Source organism: Paraburkholderia acidiphila, from assembly GCF_009789655.1.
Taxonomy (GTDB): Bacteria; Pseudomonadota; Gammaproteobacteria; order Burkholderiales; family Burkholderiaceae; genus Paraburkholderia; species Paraburkholderia acidiphila.
In genome coordinates this window covers 2,932,356-2,949,525 of the sequence record NZ_CP046909.1, presented here as the reverse complement: position 1 = coordinate 2,949,525, position 17,170 = coordinate 2,932,356, and the positions used below count along the sequence as shown (strand labels likewise).

Here is a 17,170-nt window from a genome sequence, read left to right as displayed (position 1 = left end):
CGCCGCTCGCGTGAAAGTGAAAACACGCACGGCGCCCACGCCTCTCATTGCAAAGGATCGAATCCATGTGCGGCATCGTCGGCGCGGTAGCGCTTCGTAACATCGTTCCCGTCCTGATCGAAGGACTGCGGCGCCTCGAATATCGCGGCTACGATTCGTGCGGCGTCGCCGTCGTGACCGCCGACGGCCCGCAGCGCGTGCGCAGCGTCGCTCGCGTGGCCGAGCTCGACGAGCAGGTTCGCGAGGCTCACTTCGAAGGCGTGACCGGCATCGCGCATACGCGCTGGGCCACGCACGGCGCGCCCACGGTGAACAACGCGCACCCGATCTTCTCTCGCGACACGCTCGCGATCGTGCACAACGGCATCATCGAGAACTACGAGTCGCTGCGCGAGATGCTGCGCGCGAAGGGCTACGAGTTCGTTTCGCAGACCGACACCGAAGTCATCGCCCACCTGATCCACAGCCTGTATCAAGGCGACCTGTTCGCCGCCGTGCGCGCGGCCGTGCAGCAGCTCGCGGGCGCGTATGCGATCGGCGTCGTGCACAAGAACCAGCCGCATACGGTGGTCGGCGCGCGCGCCGGTTCGCCGCTCGTGGTGGGCTACGGCAAAGGCGAGAATTTCATCGCCTCGGACGGCCTCGCCATTGCGGGCAGCGCCGAGCACATCAGCTATCTGGAAGAGGGCGATGTGTGCGAGATCACGCTGGAAGGCGTGCGCATTGCCGACCGCGCGGGCAACATCGTGACGCGGGAAGTGCGCGACGTGCAGGCCTACGGCGCATACGGCGGCGCGGTCGATCTCGGCCCGTATCGCCACTACATGCAGAAGGAAATCTTCGAGCAGCCGCGCGCGATCTCGGACACGATTCCCGCCACCGACGCGTTCACGCCCGAGTTGTTCGGCGACAACGCGCCAGAGGTGTTCAAGGGCATCGACAGCATTCTGATTCTCGCGTGCGGCACGAGCTATTACGCGGGCCTCACGGCGAAGTACTGGCTCGAGTCGGTGGCGAAGATCCGCACCGATGTCGAGATCGCGAGCGAGTACCGCTATCGCGAGTCGGTGCCGAATCCGCGCGCGCTCGTCGTGACGATCTCGCAGTCGGGCGAGACCGCCGACACGCTGGCTGCGCTCAAGCACGCGCAGTCGCTCGGCATGGAGCACACGCTCGCGGTGTGCAACGTGGCGACGAGCGCGATGGTGCGCCTGACCGAGTTCAAGTTCCTCACGCACGCGGGGCGCGAGATTGGCGTGGCGTCGACGAAGGCGTTCACCACGCAGCTCGTTGGCCTTTTCATTCTCGCTGTCACGCTCGGCAAGCTGCGCGGTCATGTGAATGCAGAGCAGGAAGCCACGTATCTGAAACTGCTGCGCCACCTGCCGGCCGCGCTCAACGGCGTGCTCGCGCTGGAGCCGCAGATCATCGCGTGGTCGGAAGAGTTCGCACGCAAGGAAAACGCGCTCTTCCTCGGGCGCGGGCTGCATTACCCGATCGCGCTCGAAGGCGCGCTCAAGCTCAAGGAAATCTCGTACATCCACGCCGAGGCGTATCCGGCGGGCGAACTCAAGCACGGACCGCTTGCGCTCGTGACGGAGGCGATGCCCGTGGTGACGGTGGCGCCCAACGACGCGCTGCTCGAAAAGCTCAAGTCGAACATGCAGGAAGTGCGCGCGCGCGGCGGCCAGCTTTACGTGTTCGCCGATGCCGATACGCACATCACGAGCGAAGACGGCATCCACGTGATTCGCATGCCGGAGCACTACGGGCTGCTTTCGCCGATCCTGCACGTCGTGCCACTGCAACTGCTCGCGTATCACACGGCGTGCGTGCGCGGCACCGATGTGGACAAGCCGCGTAATCTCGCGAAGTCGGTGACGGTGGAGTGAGGTTTTTCGCGCGCTGAACGTGCCGGTTGAAAGAGGGGATGCCACTACGGCATCCCTTTTTTATTGGTTCGATCACCGCAGGAGGCGTTGAGAGGCCGCTCAGGCGGCTGGCGCGGTCCGCAGAGTGGCGCTACGTGCCCGCATGCGCTGCAGAGCCTCTGAGGCCGCCTGGTGCGCGCGTTGGGACCGCGAGCGCGTTCGCCATTGCGCCCCTCAGCCGAAACGCCGCTGTAAGGTCATAATGTCGCCGTTCGATCAAGGAGGCGAAAGTGGCAAACGTGGCGCAATCCCGGCACCCTGGGCAGTCCGGCAGACTACCCCGCCTGTTCGTGTTTTCCGGAGCGGGCCTCTCGGCCGAGAGCGGCATTTCGACGTTCCGAACCGGCGACGGCATCTGGTCCCACGCGAGCATCGACGAGGTCTGCAACTACCTCACGTGGCGCCGCAACCGGCCCGCGGTTTTCCGTTTCTACAATCAGCGCATCGCCGAATGCGGCGACGCGCGCCCGAACGCCGCCCACGAGCTGCTCGCGAAGTGGCAGGGCGCCTGGGGCACCGAGCGCGTGCATCTCGTCACGCAGAACATCGACGACATGCTCGAGCAGGCCGGCGCGCGCCAGGTCACGCATCTGCACGGCGACATGATTTCGCTTCTGTGCACCGACTGCGACTATCGCTTCCCGGCCTCCGGCCGGGCGCTCGATCCGCAAGCCGCCTGTCCGTCGTGCGGGCAGGTGGAGGGCGTGAAACCGGGTGTGGTGTTCTTCAACGAGGCCGCGCCCGAGTACGAGACGCTCTGGCGCATTCAGCGCGACATGACGCCTGACGATCTCTTCATCGCGATAGGGACGGCGTTCGAGGTGATTCCGCCCGAGCGGCTTTTGCCACCGGAGCGCTGCGGGCTTTACGCGCGCAATTTCCTCGTCGATCCCGCGCCGCGCCGCACGGAATGCTTCGGCGTTGTCGAGGCCAAGCCGGCGACCGTCGGTTTGCTCGATCTCGAACCGACTGTCGAGCGGATGATGGCGGGCGACTGACGTCCACGGTGTAATCACGCGATGCATGCTGCAAGGGCGTGCCTCCTCGGGAGGCACGCCCTTTTTCATGCGCGCATGCGTGCGACACTCGCCGTTTCCTTTTGATTGCTTGCTGTCATGAACATAGCGAAACAGATCGCCGGCTACCTGATGTCGCGCTCGCTCGTGCTCGTGAGCGTCGAGACCTGCACGGCGGGTGCGATCGGCGCAATGATGGCCGACCAGCGCGGGGCGCCAGGTTGTCTCGATCTCGGTTATGTGGCGCATTCGGCGGCGGCGCTTGCGGTGCTGCCCGGCGTGAGTACGCAGACGATCGCGCGTCACGGGCCTGTTAGCGAAGCGGTTGCGCGTGAAGCCGCCGAAGGCGCGCTTGCGCGCAGCGCAGGACGCGCGAGCGTTGCGTTGGCGAGCATTGGCTGGCTCGCCAACGAAGACCACGCGCCAGGTGCGGCCGTCACGCATTGCCTCGCGTGGGCGTGCATCGAAGGCGGCCGCGTGCATAGTGCGGGCGAGGCGGTGTGTCTTTCCGGCAGACGCGGCGAGATCCGCAAATCGATCGCGCGGCGCGCCTTGCTCGGCTTGCCGCGATTCGTCGATGGTGTTCTCGCGTGCGAATAAACGCGAAGCGCAATGACTTTGCGCGAATGCGCAGCACGCGAGCGCAGCGAGCGTCGCGTGTTTCCCCATAGTCTTTTCAGTATTTATATTTATAAGTAGTAGCAGTTAACAAGTCCTGGCATTAACTGTGGACAACAGGAAAATTACCTGACGGCTCATACCGATGCAAAACGGATAGCCATGCGGACAAAGCTTGTACGCGTTGCGAGCTCCTGGGATAACTTTTCACACCGCATCGCCAGGCGCGTGGTTATCAAGAACTGGTCCACAGGTCGTTCGCCAGGTCGTCCCCAGGTTGTCCAGAGGTGGGCGTGGATAACCTGGCACGGCACGGCGCAATCACACGTTATCCACACGAAAAAAATGGCGCCGCTTATTAGCGACGCCATTCGTCAAAAAGAACTGCAGAGTGCGGTATCAACGTCGATAAAACCTGGCGCGCGTTACGCTGTTTCGACCGGCTCCGCGGTTGCACGCTGCCGGGCGCGCTGGCGCGCTTGCCAGGCCGGCAGCAGTTGGCAGGCGAGCAAGCCGGCAAGCATGAGCGCGCAGCCGGCGAGTGCGCGCGGCGTGAGCGTTTCGCCGAGTGCGGCCCAACCCGCGAGCGCGGCGAACACGCCTTCCATGCTGAAGATCACGGCGGCATGCGCGGGCGCGGCGTCGCGCTGCGCGACGACCTGCAACGTGTAACCGACGCCGACCGAGAGCGCGCCGCCATAGAGAATGGTGGGCGCGGCGCGCACGATGTCGGCCGCGCGCAGCGGTTCGCACGCGAGCCCGATTGCGAGGCACGCCACACCGCAGGCGACGAACTGGACGATCGAGAGCGCGAGTGGGTCGTGGCGCGGCGCGTAGTGGCCCACGAGCATGACCTGGACCGAGATGACGAGCGCGCAGCCGAGCTGGAACCAGTCGCCGTACATCACCGAAAAGTGCTCGTTGATGCTAAGGAAGTAGAGTCCAACCGCAGCGAGCGCGGCGCCGACCCAAGTGCCGATTCCTGTGTGATGTCGCAGCAGCACGCCGAGCATCGGGACGATCACGACATAGAGCGAGCTGATGAAGCCGGCGTTGGCGATTTTCGTGTAGCCGAGCCCGATCTGCTGAAGCGAGATAGCGACGGCGAGCACCAGGCCGAGCACGGTGCCCGAGCGCAGCAGCGCGCCGTTGAAGAGCGCCGGGGCCGCCGGGCTGCCGCCGCCCGCAGCCCGGCCCCCGCCGGCATGGCTGCGGGCCAGCAGGAAGCAGGAGACGACGCCGGCACCCAGCAGAAAGCGCAGGCCGGTGAACAGGAACGGGCCGATGGCGTCGAGGCTCAGCCGTTGGGCGACGAACGCCGAGCCCCAGATGAGGGCGGCGGTCAGCATCAGCAGATTGGCGCGCAGGTGGCGGCGGGTAGCGGATTGCAAGCGGAGATCTCTTTTCGCGGGGAACGGGCGCGACAGCGTTTTCGACGATTGGCGCGCGTGGCGCGGTGTCCTGTTGCGCAAGGGGCGGATTGCCCTTTTTCTCGCGATTGCATCTGAACCGGGCGGTAATCTGACCCGGATTCATTTGGGTCAGGCCGATTCAGCGTATTACGTGAAAAGACAACGAACTTCCGGAAAACGCACGCGTAAATGGCGATCGTATCCGAATTGAAAGGGAATTGTCTCCCGGAAAATACACCCGGCCATTAGCGGATGACAAACGCCCTACGCTGCGTAATACTGCTTCGCGCGAAACGCCCGCCCAGATCGGCAAGCGGATCGTTTCGCGGTTTCCAGCTGTTCTAATTCACAACGTGCCGGTCATTATTTGTCAGGTTTGGGGAACAACAGATGAAAAAGATTCTCGCCTCGCTCATCGCAGCATCGTTCGCACTGGTTACGGCTCAGGCATTCGCACAAGACGCTTCGGCTCCGGCTGCAACCGCACCGGCAGCAAGCGCACCGGCCAAGGCCAAGAAGCAGCACAAGCAACTGAAGCACCACGGCAAGCGCGCCGCTGTGTCGGAAGGCGCATCGGCTGCTGGTACGGCAGACAAGGGCCAGGCTAACTAAAGCGCCCTTCCGCCATAAAAAAGCCAGAGCAGATGCTCTGGCTTTTTTTTTGCGCGCTCCCCGCGGGTAGGCGTTCAGGACGCTTCGCGTGCGAGCCCGGCTTCCAGCAATTCGGCGAGCAGGCCGTTCACGCCGCCCGGGTGGCCCTCGGCGCGAGCCTTCAGCTTCTCGACGAGATCGGCGTTGAGCTTGCACGCGAACGGCACGAGCCCTTGCGCTTGATCCAGCTTGCGCTGTTCGCGGCGGTCCAGTGCCGGCTGCGCCGAAGCCTTGCCGAAGCGGTCGGGCCCGCTCTTGTTCGTTGCTTGCATCAGTTTCAGCGCCTTGTTCTTTTCAAGGTCGGTTTTCTTCATGGCCATATGTCGTGCTCCGGTGTTGGGCGGTGGCGCGCATTGTACGCAAACGCCTGCGTGCGTCCATCGCGGCCTGGTGCTTCTTGAGCGCCCTTTAGCCGCGTCGAGTACCCGTGAATACCACTACGCGCCGCCGTTGTGATCTGGACCTTCATGGCCGTTGTGCCCGGTGCGCCGGTCGTGTGCCGCGTGCGCTTCGTCCGCGGGGCACGTGAGGCCGTCGATCAGCGAGCGCATGCGCTGCCAGTGCGAGCCTTCCCAGAACACCCGCTGGCAAACGTCGCAGGTCACGAAGCGCGTCTGCCGGTCGTACACGCCCGCGGGCACGCGCTCACGGACCGCGGCGCGCTCGATGGGCCGCAGCGGCGCATTGCACATCAGGCAGAGCCGGAACGGCCGTGCGCTCGCGGCGAGGTCGAGCCGCTCGAAAATCTCGTGGACCTGGGCGCGCGGCTTGAGCGCGCGTACGTAACAGCCGTGCGTGATGCTGCGCCGCTTGAGCAACTCGCGGTCGCGCGTGAGCACGATGCGATGCTCGGCGGCGGCGAGCGCCTCGATCTCTTCGTCGGGGAAGTGGTTGTCGTAAAGCGTATCGAAACCGGCCAGCCGCAGCAGTTGCGCGAGGCCGCCAAGATGCGCGTCGGCGACAAAGCGCAACTCGCGCAGCGGCGCGTCGCGCACGCGCAAGAGCGGCCGGATGTCGAGCGCTTCGAATTTCGGGTAGACGGCCACGCGGTCGCCGTCCGCGAGTGGGTGATCGAAACCCACTGACTCGCCGTTCACGAGGATGAGTTCGACTTCCGTATGCGGCACGCCGAGCGCTTCGATCATGTGTTTCGCCGTGGCGTTGCGCGCGCAGGCGCAACTGAACGCACGCCGGCGCAGCGGCCGCGCAAGAAAGTCGTTCAGCTCCTCGTAAAAGCGAAAGGTGGCGGTGACCATGCAAAGCAGTATCGCACCGCCTGCCGGAGCGCGTGCGTGCGTTCGCGCGGCTTGAGAGGCCGCCTGCAGCGCGGGCCGCCTTGTGCTGTACTGCATCTTTCCTCGGGTTTCCCCTCGTTTTTCATGGAAAGGAGCAGGCGATGGACATCGGATTTATCGGTCTTGGTGAAATGGGCGGCGCGATGGTCGGCAATCTGCTGAAGGCGGGCCACACGGTGCGCGTATGGAACCGCACGGCTGCGAAGGCGCAGGCGCTTGCCGCGGCGGGCGCGCGCATCGTCGGCACACCGGGCGAAGCGTTCGCGGGCGACGCCGTGCTCTCGATGCTTGCCGACGACGCCGCGCTGCGCGAGGTCATCGACGCGAAGCTGCTCGATCACGCACAGCCAGGCCTCGTGCACGTGAACATGGCGACCATTTCCGTCGAACTGGCCGAAACGCTGGCGCATGCGCACGCCGGGCGCGGCTTGCACTACGTGGCGGCGCCGGTGCTCGGGCGCCCGGACGCCGCGCAGGCGGCGAAACTCACGATCATGGCGGCAGGGGCGGCCGAGGCGATCGACCGCGTGCAGCCGCTCTTCGACGTGATCGGCCAGAAGACGTGGCGCGTGGGCGCCGTGCCGCAGCAGGCGAACGTGATGAAGCTCGCCGCGAATTTCATGCTGGCTTCGGCCGTCGAGTCGCTCGGCGAGGCGGCGGCGCTGCTCGACGGCTACGGCGTCGCGATGCGCGACTTCCTGGACGTCGTGACAGGCGGCCCGTTCCCGGGCCCGGTGTATGCGGGCTATGGCGGCATGATTGCGCAACGTCGCTACGAGCCCGCGCTCTTCAAGGCGCGCCTTGGCCTGAAGGATGTGCGGCTCGCACTGGCCGCCGCCGACGCCGCCGCAACGCCGATGCCGCTTGCGAGCGTGCTGCGCGACAGCCTGCTCGAAGCTGTGGCGCACGGCGACGGCGAGCGCGATTTCGCCGTGCTCGGCAAGGTGGCTGCGCGGCGCGCGGGCCGCGGCTGACGAGTCTGCGTGAAATGAAGGGGCGCAATGAGGCCCCGCGAACGTTCATGGGTGTTTTGCGATCAAAATCTTCAGACAACCGCTCGCTGACGCACAAAGCCCCAGCGGGTGGCTGAGCACAATGTGGCGCATCTCGACGGACGGCGGCCGGGTTGCTGGCGCCGGCCGCGGAGTGGGGCGGGGAACCGATGACGACGACAGGGCGCGCACCGGATCGAGCGGAGATCCGGCTGCGAGACCCATTTCAGGGTAGGAGAACGGCGGATGGAGACGCGCATCCTGATCGCCGACAACGACGAAAAGTCGCTAGACGGGCTTAACACCCTGCTGACCGATCTTGGCTACGTCGTCACTGTGGCCCGCACGCTCGACGAGGCGCTCGATCTCGCCGCGCGCGGCGCGCCCCACGTGGCGATCGTGGCGCTGTCTCTCGCGCAGGACGAGCCCGCTGCGATCGTGCGGCAACTACGCGCGGCGGGCGGCGAGCGCGCTCCGCTCCTGATCGCGCTCGCCGGGTGGGGCGAGTCGCGCCACCGCGACGAGGCGCTCGCGGCAGGCTTCGACGTGCACCTTGTGCGGCCTGTGGGGCTCGATCAGTTGATGTTCATCCTGTCCATGACAGGACAATGACGGACGTGTTGTTGTGGCGCAACATTCAGGGTGCGCACTACTTTACATGTTGCATTGCATCACGCTAGTCGATATACTTCTTCTTGTCTCCTCCATGTCTCCTCTGATATGGATTCAGCCCGCCAAACATTGGCGGGCTTTTTTTCGTCTGCAGGTTTTGCATCGGCGCAAATGACCGGACGTAAAACGCGGACATAAAAAAACCGGCTCAGCGAGCCGGTTTTTTGTTTGCGCTGGAAACCGCGCGTGCTTCAGGCATGCAGGCCGGTATTCTCGGTCGCGCCAATCGCGAGATTCATGCACTGGATCGCTGCGCCCGATGCGCCCTTGCCGAGGTTGTCGAGGCGTGCAACGGTGACGAACTGCTCGTCGTTGCCGAACACGAACAGGTCCACGCGGTTCGTGTCGTTATTCGCCTGAACGTCGAACATGCCGCCGTCGAGGTTTTCATCGGCGTTGAAGGGCGCCACACGCACGAATTGCTCGCCCGCGTAGTACTCGGCGAAGAGCGCCTGCACGTCCTGCGGCTTTGCGCCGCGCGTGAGTTGCTTCGGCGAAAAATAGGTCGTGACCGCGAGGCCCTTGTAGAACGGCCCGACGATCGGCGTGAACACCGGCGCCGACTTCAGGCCGCCGTGCACCGCCATTTCCGGCAGATGCTTGTGCGTGAGGCCGAGCGCATAGGGGCGCGGGCTTGCGAGCTTCGCGTTGCCGCCTGCTTCGTACTCCGCAATCATTTTCTTGCCGCCGCCGCTGTAGCCCGTGAGCGAGTAGCTGTGCGCGGCGAAATCCGGCGCGACGAGGCCGGCTTCGACGAGCGGGCGCATGGCGAGGATGAACGCCGAAGCGTGGCAGCCGGGCACTGCGATGCGCTTCGAATTGCGCACCTTGTCGCGCTGGGCGTGCGTCAGCTCGGGCAGGCCGTACGCCCAGTCGGCCTGGGTGCGAAACGCCGTGCTGGCGTCGATGAGGACGGTGCGGTCGTTTTCGACGAGTGACGCCGACTCGCGCGAGGCGACGTCGGGCAGGCACAGGAACGTCACGTCCGAAGCGTTGATGAGACGGCGGCGTTCCTCGACGTCCTTGCGCTTCGCGTCGTCGATACGCAGGATCTCGACGTCGGTGCGCGGCGACAGGTATTCAAAAATCTTCAGGCCGGTCGTGCCTTCCTGTCCGTCGACAAAAACTTTCGTGCTCATTTCAGTCTCTCTGAACGCGGGGGATTGCGGGGCGCCATCACCCAGGGCGGCGCTGGAACGGTATTTTAAGACGTCATGCCGGCACACGTGTGACGGCGCCCGGAAAAAAATCGGGGCTTACCCGTAAGGAAGGGCTCAGGCGCTCGCCGCGCTGCCGGCCAGCCAGCGGTCGGTGACGGCGGCCACGCGCACGCCGAAGGCGCGTGCCGTTTCGAGGTCGCCCGCGGGCGGCGCTTCTTCCGGCGAGGCGTCGGCCGGCGACTGCGCCAGCAGACCGGTGAAGCCGCCCACGAAGTTCACGTCGTTGCGCGTGGCGGCCTTCGTGTTCGCGGGCATCATGCCGGTACCGGTCCAGACCATGCCATGCTGCATCGCCAGCGTGACGAAATACTGGATGGTCGAAAACTTGTCGCCATTCATCGTCGCCGAGTTGGTGAAGCCCGCGGCGATCTTGTCCTTCCACTTTTGCGTGAACCACGCCTTCGAACTCGCGTCCGCGAACTTCTTGAAGTCGGCGGACGGTCCGCCCATGTAGGTCGGCGCGCCGAACACGATGGCGTCGGCGGCGTCGAGCGCCGCCCAGCCCGCATCGTCGATTTCGTTCACGGCGATCATCCTTGCTTCGGCGCCTGCGCCCTGCAGTCCCACCAGTACGTTTTCCGCGAGTTTCTTCGTATGGCCGTAGCCGCTGTGATACGCAATGACGATCCGGGACATGGACAACTCCATTCGAGGGGGGACGATGCGCCGCGCCGCAACTCGCGGGTCGCGGAAACGGGACGCATCATCTTAAACAGTTCCGTGATGCGGCATCCGTCGCATCGCGCATCGGGCGCGACCCGCGCGTGGGTCGCGCGCGTGTCGCGCCCGGTCAGCGGCCGTACGTCACAGTGATTTGCGCGCTTCCAAGCGTCGAGCCGCTGATCTCGCGATCGAACAGCGCCGCGGGGCGGCCTTGTGCGAGCGGGAGCGTATCGACGTTCAGCGCGTACACGGTGATGACGTAGCGATGCGGATTGCCCGGCGGCGGACACGGTCCCCCATAGCCGTCGACGTTGAAGTCGTTGCGCGCCTCGATCGCGCCGAGCTTGTGCAGCGCGCCCGAAGCGCTCGCGTTCTCCGGCAGGCTCTTCACGTTTGCGGGAATATTCGCGACGGCCCAGTGCCACCAGCCGCGCCCGGGTGCGTCGCGATCGAAGATCGTAATGGCAAAACTACGCGTAGTTGCAGGAGCATTGCGCCAGGTCAAGCTTGGCGATTGGTTCGGCCCCTTGCAGCCTGCATCGTTGAAAATCTGGCGTGGTCCGACTTTTCCGCCGTCACTGAGATCGGCGCTCGCTACGGTGAAATTTTCGCCAGCGTAGGCTAAGTTGGCCGTCGCTACGATGCTCGCCATGGCAAGCCATGCGAATACGCTTGAGCGGCGTGCGCGACCTGGCTCAAAGTCATAGGGAGTACGCATCAGCGAGTTCTCCTGTATGTTTGTGAAATTCGGGCCACGTAGTCCTGAAGGAAAGGTTTGATTTGTTCCCTAGTCCGAATTTGATCCAATATAGCGGTATAAACGAGCGAGCTTTCGCCTGCGTGCGTACAGAATGAGCGGGAGGATTCGGCTATAGTCATATATTCTCCTGCTCAGGCGCGTGAAGTCGTCGGGCGCCAGAAACAAGAAGGGAATTATGGGATGGCCTCGCGCCGGAGAGTGAAGCAGGTTTGCCTACAGGGAGGGGTAATGCAGCAACCAATCAGGGTCGTAGTCGCCGACGATCATCCGGTGATCTTGTTTGGTGCGGAACATGCACTGCTCAATTTTCCAGGGATCCAGGTCGTGGGCCGTGCTCGCCAGTCCACGGAACTCGTCAAGGCATTGCAAACGGTTCCCTGCGACGTGCTGGTCACTGACCTTGCCATGCCGGGCGGCCAGTACGGCGACGGTTTGCCGCTCATCGGCTACCTGCGGCGCAACTTCCCGAATGTTCCCATCGTTGTCCTGACGATGCTCGAAAATGCGGCGCTGCTCAAACGGCTGGGCGAGCTTGGCGTGATCGCAGTGGTGCACAAGTCCGACGATCTCAGTCACATCGGCCTCGCGGTGCAGCATGTGAGTCGCAATCTCGAATATATGAGCCCGCAGGTAAAGATTGCGCTCGATCAATTGCGCATCAATAGCGGTGGGAAAACCGATGAAGTCATCCTCTCAAAGCGAGAACTCGAAGTCGTGCGACTCTTCGTTTCGGGCATGACGATTAAGGAAATATCCGAGAAGTTGAATCGAAGTATTAAGACCATCAGTACTCAAAAGAACACTGCGATGCGCAAGCTCGGACTCGATCGAGACTCCGAACTTTTCCAGTATGCGCAGAGCAATGGTCTGCTCAATCTCTCTTCCCATGCACCCGAAGTGCCGGACGATGGCGGTGAGGCACAAGCGGCGCATTGAGCCCGTTGCCGTTGCTCAGCCCAGGCCAGAAAAAAAGGCCATCTGCCAGGAGGCAGATGGCCTTTTGCCAAGCGCTTGTGCGGCTTGGGCGCTTATTGCGGTGCCGACGTTGCGCCGCCGTGCGCAGCCGACCATTCGGCCGGTGCGTGCAGGAATTTCTCGACTTCGTCGAGCGTCTTCGTTTCGAAGTAGCCCGATTCCTTGGCGACGCGCAGCACGTCCCACCACGTAGCGAGTGCGTGCAGATCGACGTCGATGTCCTTCAGGACCGAGACGCTTTCCTTGAAGATGTTGTAGTGGAACAGCACGAAGCAGTGGTTCACCTGCGCGCCGGCCGTGCGCAGCGCGTTGATGAAGTTGATCTTGCTGCGGCTGTCGGTGGTCAGGTCTTCGACGAGCAGCACGCGCTGGCCTTCGGTGAGCAGACCTTCGATTTGCGCGTTGCGGCCGAAACCCTTCGGCTTCTTGCGCACGTACTGCATGGGCACCATCAGGCGGTCGGACAGCCATGCCGCGAACGGGATGCCCGCGGTCTCACCGCCGGCGACGGCGTCGATCTGCTCGTAGCCGACGTCGCGCAGGATCGTGGCTTCGGCCATTTCCATCAGGCCGCGGCGCACGCGCGGATACGAGATCAGCTTGCGGCAGTCGATATAGACCGGGCTCGCCCAGCCGGAGGTGAAGATGAAGGGCTTTTCGGCATTGAAGTGCACGGCCTTCACTTCGAGCAGCATTTTCGCGGTTGCGTCCGAGATCGTCTGGCGATCGTAGCCTGTCATGGGCGAATCCTTGGATATGAGTGCGGGAGGGGGGCGGGCGCATGGCCCTGTGGCGCTGGCACGGCGGGCTCGAAGCGTGGCTTCTGCGCCTGCGGTGCGCGGCCCGGAGGCGTGGATCGTCTGACCTTTCCGACTGCAAGGGGTCAAGGCGACTCGCCCGGTCCGGACGGCTTCTCGTGCGCGCGTAGGCCGGTATTTTACCCGACTTGACGATCTCCGACGAGTCGCGATGGCAACTGCCGACAGCGATGTGGGGCGCGAACGCCAGCGGCGCTACGGTAGTCGCGGTTTGCCGTGCGGTTGTGACGGCCCGGCCACGCCTTTACACTCACGCCGGTTTGCGTCCCCCGTCGGCGCACGTTTCTCAGGATTGCCCTCATGACCGCAGTTTCCCCGCCCGGAGCCTCCGCCAACCCGGCCGCCACCCCGCGCGGCCACGCCTTGCGTGCGCTCGTCGCTTCGGTGCTCGGCTACGCCATGGACGGCTTCGATCTGCTGATGCTCGGCTTCATGCTGCCCGCGATCAGCGCCGATCTGCATCTCTCCGCCGCGCAGGCGGGCGCGCTCGTCACCTGGACGCTTGTCGGCGCGGTGGTGGGCGGCATCGTCTTCGGGCTGTTGAGCGACCGCTACGGGCGCGTGCGTGTGCTCACGTGGACCATCCTGCTGTTCGCCGTCTTTACGGGCATGTGCGCGCTGGCGCGCGGCTATGGCGACTTGCTCGTCTACCGGACGATCGCGGGCATCGGGCTGGGCGGCGAATTCGGCATTGGCATGGCGCTCGTTGCCGAGGCGTGGCCCGCGCAGCTGCGCGCGCGGGCGTCGTCGTATGTCGGGCTCGGCTGGCAACTGGGCGTGCTGGCCGCGGCGCTGCTCACGCCGCTTTTACTCCCGCTGATCGGCTGGCGCGGTATGTTCGCCATCGGGCTGCTGCCGGCGGTCGTGTCGTTCGTGGTGCGCCGGCGCGTGGAGGAGCCCGAGCTTTTCGTCGCGCATACGCAGCGCGTGGCTGCCGCGACCAAGGCCGAGCGTCCGCGCGCGCTGCGCATGCTCGTGGCCGACGCAAGCACCGCGCGCGCGAGCCTGGGCGTGGCCGTGCTGTGCTCGGTGCAGAACTTCGGTTACTACGGGCTGATGATCTGGCTGCCCGCCTACCTTTCGAAGTCCTTCGGCTATTCGCTGACCAAGTCGGGGCTCTGGACTGCCGCGACCGTTGCCGGCATGGCGCTCGGCATCTGGCTGTTCGGCATCGCGGCCGACCGGTTCGGCCGCCGGCCTGCCTTCCTCTTCTATCAAGCCGGCGCCGTGGTCATGGTGTTCGTCTACGCGCAGCTTTCCACGCCGTTTGCGTTGCTGATCGGCGGCGCGGCGATGGGCGTGTTCGTCAACGGCATGATTGGCGGCTATGGCGCGCTCATTTCCGAGCTGTACCCGACCGCCGCACGCGCCACCGCGCAAAACGTGTTGTTCAACATCGGCCGCGCCGTGGGCGGCTTCGGGCCGCTCGCCGTGGGCGCACTGGCCGCACGGTATTCCTTCACGGCGGCGCTCGGCATGCTCGCCGCCATCTACGTGCTCGATATTCTCGCGACCCTCCTCCTGATCCCCGAACGGCGCGGCGCCGCGCTCGAATAATCAAGGCGCATCGGTCAGACGAAAGCGCGCTGCGAGGCCGCAGTATCGGCCTCGCGAATTCCCGGTATCAGTCTTTGACCCACGTGGACGCGAATGGCGCGAGGTGTACACTAATCGGCCCTGCTGGAACGCTCGTGCCGCGCGAACCGGCGGGCCTACGACCATAAAAGAATTCTCTCTCTCACGTCTCTCATGTCCAGGCAGGCCTGAAAATGGATGAACAACTGAAGCAAAGCGCGCTCGCGTATCACCAGAATCCGAAGCCCGGCAAGATCTCGGTCACGCCGACCAAACCGCTCTCGAATCAGCTCGATCTTTCGCTTGCCTACTCGCCCGGCGTTGCGGCCGCTTGCGAGGCGATCCACGCCGATCCGCTCGATGCGCAGAAGTACACCTCGCGCGCCAACCTCGTCGGCGTCGTGACGAACGGCACGGCCGTGCTCGGCCTCGGCAACATCGGCCCGCTAGCGGCCAAGCCGGTCATGGAAGGCAAGGGTTGTCTCTTCAAGAAGTTCGCAGGCATCGACGTGTTCGACATCGAACTCGACGAACTGGACCCGGACAAGCTCGTCGACGCCATTGCCATGCTCGAGCCGACGCTCGGCGGCATCAACCTCGAAGACATCAAGGCGCCCGAGTGCTTCTACATCGAGCAGAAGCTGCGCGAGCGCATGAAGATTCCCGTCTTCCACGACGACCAGCACGGCACGGCCATCATCGCGTCCGCTGCGATCCTCAACGGCCTGAAGGTCGTGGGCAAGGATCTCGGCAGCGTGAAGCTCGTGTGCTCGGGCGCGGGCGCAGCGGCCATCGCGTGTCTGGACCTGCTCGTGAAGCTGGGTCTGAAGAAAGAGAACATCCTCGTCACCGACTCGAAGGGCGTGATCTACGAAGGGCGCGGCAATCTCGATCCGTCGAAGGCGCGCTATGCGGCCAACACCGAAGCGCGCACGCTCGGCGACGCGATCAAGGCGGCAGACGTGTTCCTCGGCTGCTCGAGCGCGGGCGTGCTCAAGGCCGAGATGGTCAAGGAAATGGGCGACAAGCCGCTGATCCTCGCTCTCGCGAACCCGGAGCCGGAAATCCGCCCGGAAGAAGCGAAGAAGGTGCGCCCGGACGCGATCATCGCCACGGGCCGTTCGGACTATCCGAACCAGGTCAACAACGTGCTGTGCTTCCCGTTCATCTTCCGCGGCGCGCTGGACGTGGGCGCGACCACCATCACGGAAGAGATGAAGCTCGCCTGCGTGCGCGCGATCGCGGAACTCGCCGAGGAAACCGATCAGGGCGACGAAGTGGCGAAGGCCTATGAAGGCCACACGCTCGAATTCGGCCCGGAATACCTGATTCCGAAGCCGTTCGACCCGCGCCTCATCATCAAGATCGCGCCGGCCGTGGCGCAAGCCGCGATGGATTCGGGCGTGGCCACGCGTCCGATCCAGGACATGGACGCCTACCGCGAGCAGCTCGGCGCGACGGTCTACCGCTCGGGCATGGTCATGCGTCCGGTGTTCGCGGCCGCGAAGGCCAACTGCGCGCGCATCGTGTTCGCCGAGGGCGAAGACGAGCGCGTGCTGCGCGCCGCGCAGTTCGTGCTCAACGAGAAGATCGCGAAGCCGATCATCGTGGGCCGTCCTTCGGTCGTGGAAATGCGCCTGAAGAAGATGGGCTCGAAGCTGCGTCCGGGCACCGACTTCGAGATCGTCGATCCGGAAGACGATCCGCGCTTTCAGAAGAGCTGGCAGGCATACCACGAACTCGGCGCGCGCCAGGGCATCACGCCTGACGTGGCGAAGGCTTCGGTGCGCAAGTTCAACACGCTGATCGGCGCGATCCTCGTGCATCTGGGCGACGCCGACGGCATGATCTGCGGTCTGCTAAACAGCTTCGACTATCACCTCAAGTTCGTCGATCAGGTGTTCGGCAAGGCGAAGGAAGCCGAGAACTACGCGGCGATGAACCTGCTCATGCTGCCGGGCCGCAACATCTTCATCAGCGATACGTACGTGAACGAAGTGCCGAGCGCCGAGCAGCTCGCCGACATGACGATCCTCGCCTCGCGCGAAATCGAGAAGTTCGGCATCACGCCGAAGGTGGCGCTGCTTTCGTCGTCGAACTTCGGCAGCGTGCGTTCGTCGACGTCGCAGCGCATGCAGGCCGCGCGTGAGCTGATCGCCGCGCGCGATCCGCAGCTCGAAGTGGACGGTGAAATGCACGGCGACGCGGCGCTTTCCGAGCTGATCCGCAAGCAGTCGTTCCCGGGCACCACGCTCACGGGCGAAGCCAACCTGCTGATCATGCCGAACGTGGAAGCAGCCAACATCGCGTACAACCTGCTGAAGGTGATTGGCGGCGAAGGCGTGACGGTGGGCCCGTTCCTGCTGGGTGCGTCGAAGCCGGTCCACATTCTCACGCCGGCGGCGACGGTGCGACGCATCATCAACATGACGGCGGTGGCTTCGGCTAACGCGAACGTGGCGAAGGCGGCGGCGAAGTAAGCGCGCTTTCGACATTCGCCTGATGTGAAAAGGGCGCTCCGCGGGGTGAACTGACCCCACGGAGCGCCCTTGCTTTTTACCGCTTCAAGAAA

16 protein-coding genes are annotated in these 17,170 nt (G+C 64.5%); 9 read left to right on the top strand and 7 right to left on the bottom strand.

Going from position 1 to position 17,170, the window contains the following annotated elements; translation table 11 throughout:
- The first annotated feature begins 65 nt into the window (after positions 1-65).
- The 3 genes from glmS (at position 66) to FAZ97_RS13425 (ending at position 3,547) form a co-directional block, all read left to right on the top strand.
- Positions 66-1,892, top strand: a complete 1,827-nt coding sequence (gene glmS, locus FAZ97_RS13435) for a glutamine--fructose-6-phosphate transaminase (isomerizing) (protein ID WP_158758824.1) — start codon at positions 66-68, stop codon at positions 1,890-1,892.
- Between the two features lie 269 nt (positions 1,893-2,161).
- Positions 2,162-2,929 carry an SIR2 family NAD-dependent protein deacylase gene (locus FAZ97_RS13430; RefSeq protein ID WP_233271590.1) on the top strand — a complete coding sequence of 256 codons (768 nt, stop codon included), beginning with the start codon at positions 2,162-2,164 and terminating at the stop codon, positions 2,927-2,929.
- 117 nt (positions 2,930-3,046) lie between these two features.
- Entirely contained in the window at positions 3,047-3,547 is a 501-nt protein-coding gene (locus FAZ97_RS13425) for a CinA family protein (protein ID WP_158758823.1), read from the top strand.
- A gap of 443 nt (positions 3,548-3,990) precedes the next feature.
- On the opposite strand, the gene FAZ97_RS13420 is transcribed toward FAZ97_RS13425, so the two are convergent.
- Complete coding sequence (locus tag FAZ97_RS13420; protein ID WP_407671812.1) at positions 3,991-4,914, bottom strand: DMT family transporter; 924 nt, start codon at positions 4,912-4,914, stop codon at positions 3,991-3,993.
- Between the two features lie 453 nt (positions 4,915-5,367).
- Here FAZ97_RS13420 and FAZ97_RS13415 point away from each other — a divergent pair, with 453 nt between their 5' ends.
- Positions 5,368-5,589 carry a hypothetical protein gene (locus FAZ97_RS13415; protein WP_158758821.1) on the top strand — a complete coding sequence of 74 codons (222 nt, stop codon included), beginning with the start codon at positions 5,368-5,370 and terminating at the stop codon, positions 5,587-5,589.
- Positions 5,590-5,663: 74 nt separating this feature from the next.
- Here FAZ97_RS13415 and FAZ97_RS13410 read toward each other — a convergent pair whose 3' ends face one another.
- Both FAZ97_RS13410 and FAZ97_RS13405 read right to left on the bottom strand, forming a co-directional pair.
- Positions 5,664-5,948: a hypothetical protein gene (locus FAZ97_RS13410; protein ID WP_158758820.1), complete on the bottom strand. Its 285-nt coding sequence runs from the start codon at positions 5,946-5,948 to the stop codon at positions 5,664-5,666.
- Between the two features lie 117 nt (positions 5,949-6,065).
- Entirely contained in the window at positions 6,066-6,884 is an 819-nt protein-coding gene (locus tag FAZ97_RS13405) for a Mut7-C RNAse domain-containing protein (RefSeq protein ID WP_158758819.1), read from the bottom strand.
- A gap of 140 nt (positions 6,885-7,024) precedes the next feature.
- On the opposite strand from FAZ97_RS13405, the gene FAZ97_RS13400 reads away from it, so the two are divergent.
- Both FAZ97_RS13400 and FAZ97_RS13395 read left to right on the top strand, forming a co-directional pair.
- The gene (locus FAZ97_RS13400) at positions 7,025-7,897 is read left to right on the top strand and encodes an NAD(P)-dependent oxidoreductase (protein ID WP_158758818.1); all 873 of its coding nucleotides are present in this window, start codon (positions 7,025-7,027) and stop codon (positions 7,895-7,897) included.
- A gap of 264 nt (positions 7,898-8,161) precedes the next feature.
- Positions 8,162-8,527 carry a response regulator gene (locus tag FAZ97_RS13395; RefSeq protein WP_158758817.1) on the top strand — a complete coding sequence of 122 codons (366 nt, stop codon included), beginning with the start codon at positions 8,162-8,164 and terminating at the stop codon, positions 8,525-8,527.
- A gap of 251 nt (positions 8,528-8,778) precedes the next feature.
- On the opposite strand, the gene argC is transcribed toward FAZ97_RS13395, so the two are convergent.
- The 3 genes from argC to FAZ97_RS13380 all read right to left on the bottom strand — a co-directional run bounded on the left by argC (position 8,779) and on the right by FAZ97_RS13380 (position 11,122).
- The gene (argC, locus tag FAZ97_RS13390) at positions 8,779-9,726 is read right to left on the bottom strand and encodes an N-acetyl-gamma-glutamyl-phosphate reductase (RefSeq protein ID WP_158758816.1); all 948 of its coding nucleotides are present in this window, start codon (positions 9,724-9,726) and stop codon (positions 8,779-8,781) included.
- Between the two features lie 135 nt (positions 9,727-9,861).
- Positions 9,862-10,443 (bottom strand): flavodoxin family protein, encoded by a 582-nt coding sequence (locus tag FAZ97_RS13385; protein ID WP_158758815.1) that lies wholly within the window; start codon positions 10,441-10,443, stop codon positions 9,862-9,864.
- Positions 10,444-10,597: 154 nt separating this feature from the next.
- Positions 10,598-11,122 carry a YbhB/YbcL family Raf kinase inhibitor-like protein gene (locus FAZ97_RS13380; RefSeq protein WP_233271589.1) on the bottom strand — a complete coding sequence of 175 codons (525 nt, stop codon included), beginning with the start codon at positions 11,120-11,122 and terminating at the stop codon, positions 10,598-10,600.
- A gap of 336 nt (positions 11,123-11,458) precedes the next feature.
- Here FAZ97_RS13380 and FAZ97_RS13375 point away from each other — a divergent pair, with 336 nt between their 5' ends.
- Positions 11,459-12,166: a response regulator transcription factor gene (locus FAZ97_RS13375; RefSeq protein ID WP_158758813.1), complete on the top strand. Its 708-nt coding sequence runs from the start codon at positions 11,459-11,461 to the stop codon at positions 12,164-12,166.
- Between the two features lie 92 nt (positions 12,167-12,258).
- Here FAZ97_RS13375 and FAZ97_RS13370 read toward each other — a convergent pair whose 3' ends face one another.
- Complete coding sequence (locus FAZ97_RS13370) at positions 12,259-12,945, bottom strand: orotate phosphoribosyltransferase (RefSeq protein ID WP_028203433.1); 687 nt, start codon at positions 12,943-12,945, stop codon at positions 12,259-12,261.
- A 378-nt stretch (positions 12,946-13,323) separates the two neighbouring features.
- Here FAZ97_RS13370 and FAZ97_RS13365 point away from each other — a divergent pair, with 378 nt between their 5' ends.
- Complete coding sequence (locus FAZ97_RS13365; protein WP_158758812.1) at positions 13,324-14,580, top strand: MFS transporter; 1,257 nt, start codon at positions 13,324-13,326, stop codon at positions 14,578-14,580.
- A gap of 212 nt (positions 14,581-14,792) precedes the next feature.
- Complete coding sequence (locus FAZ97_RS13360; RefSeq protein ID WP_158758811.1) at positions 14,793-17,078, top strand: NADP-dependent malic enzyme; 2,286 nt, start codon at positions 14,793-14,795, stop codon at positions 17,076-17,078.
- Positions 17,079-17,170: the final 92 nt, after the last annotated feature.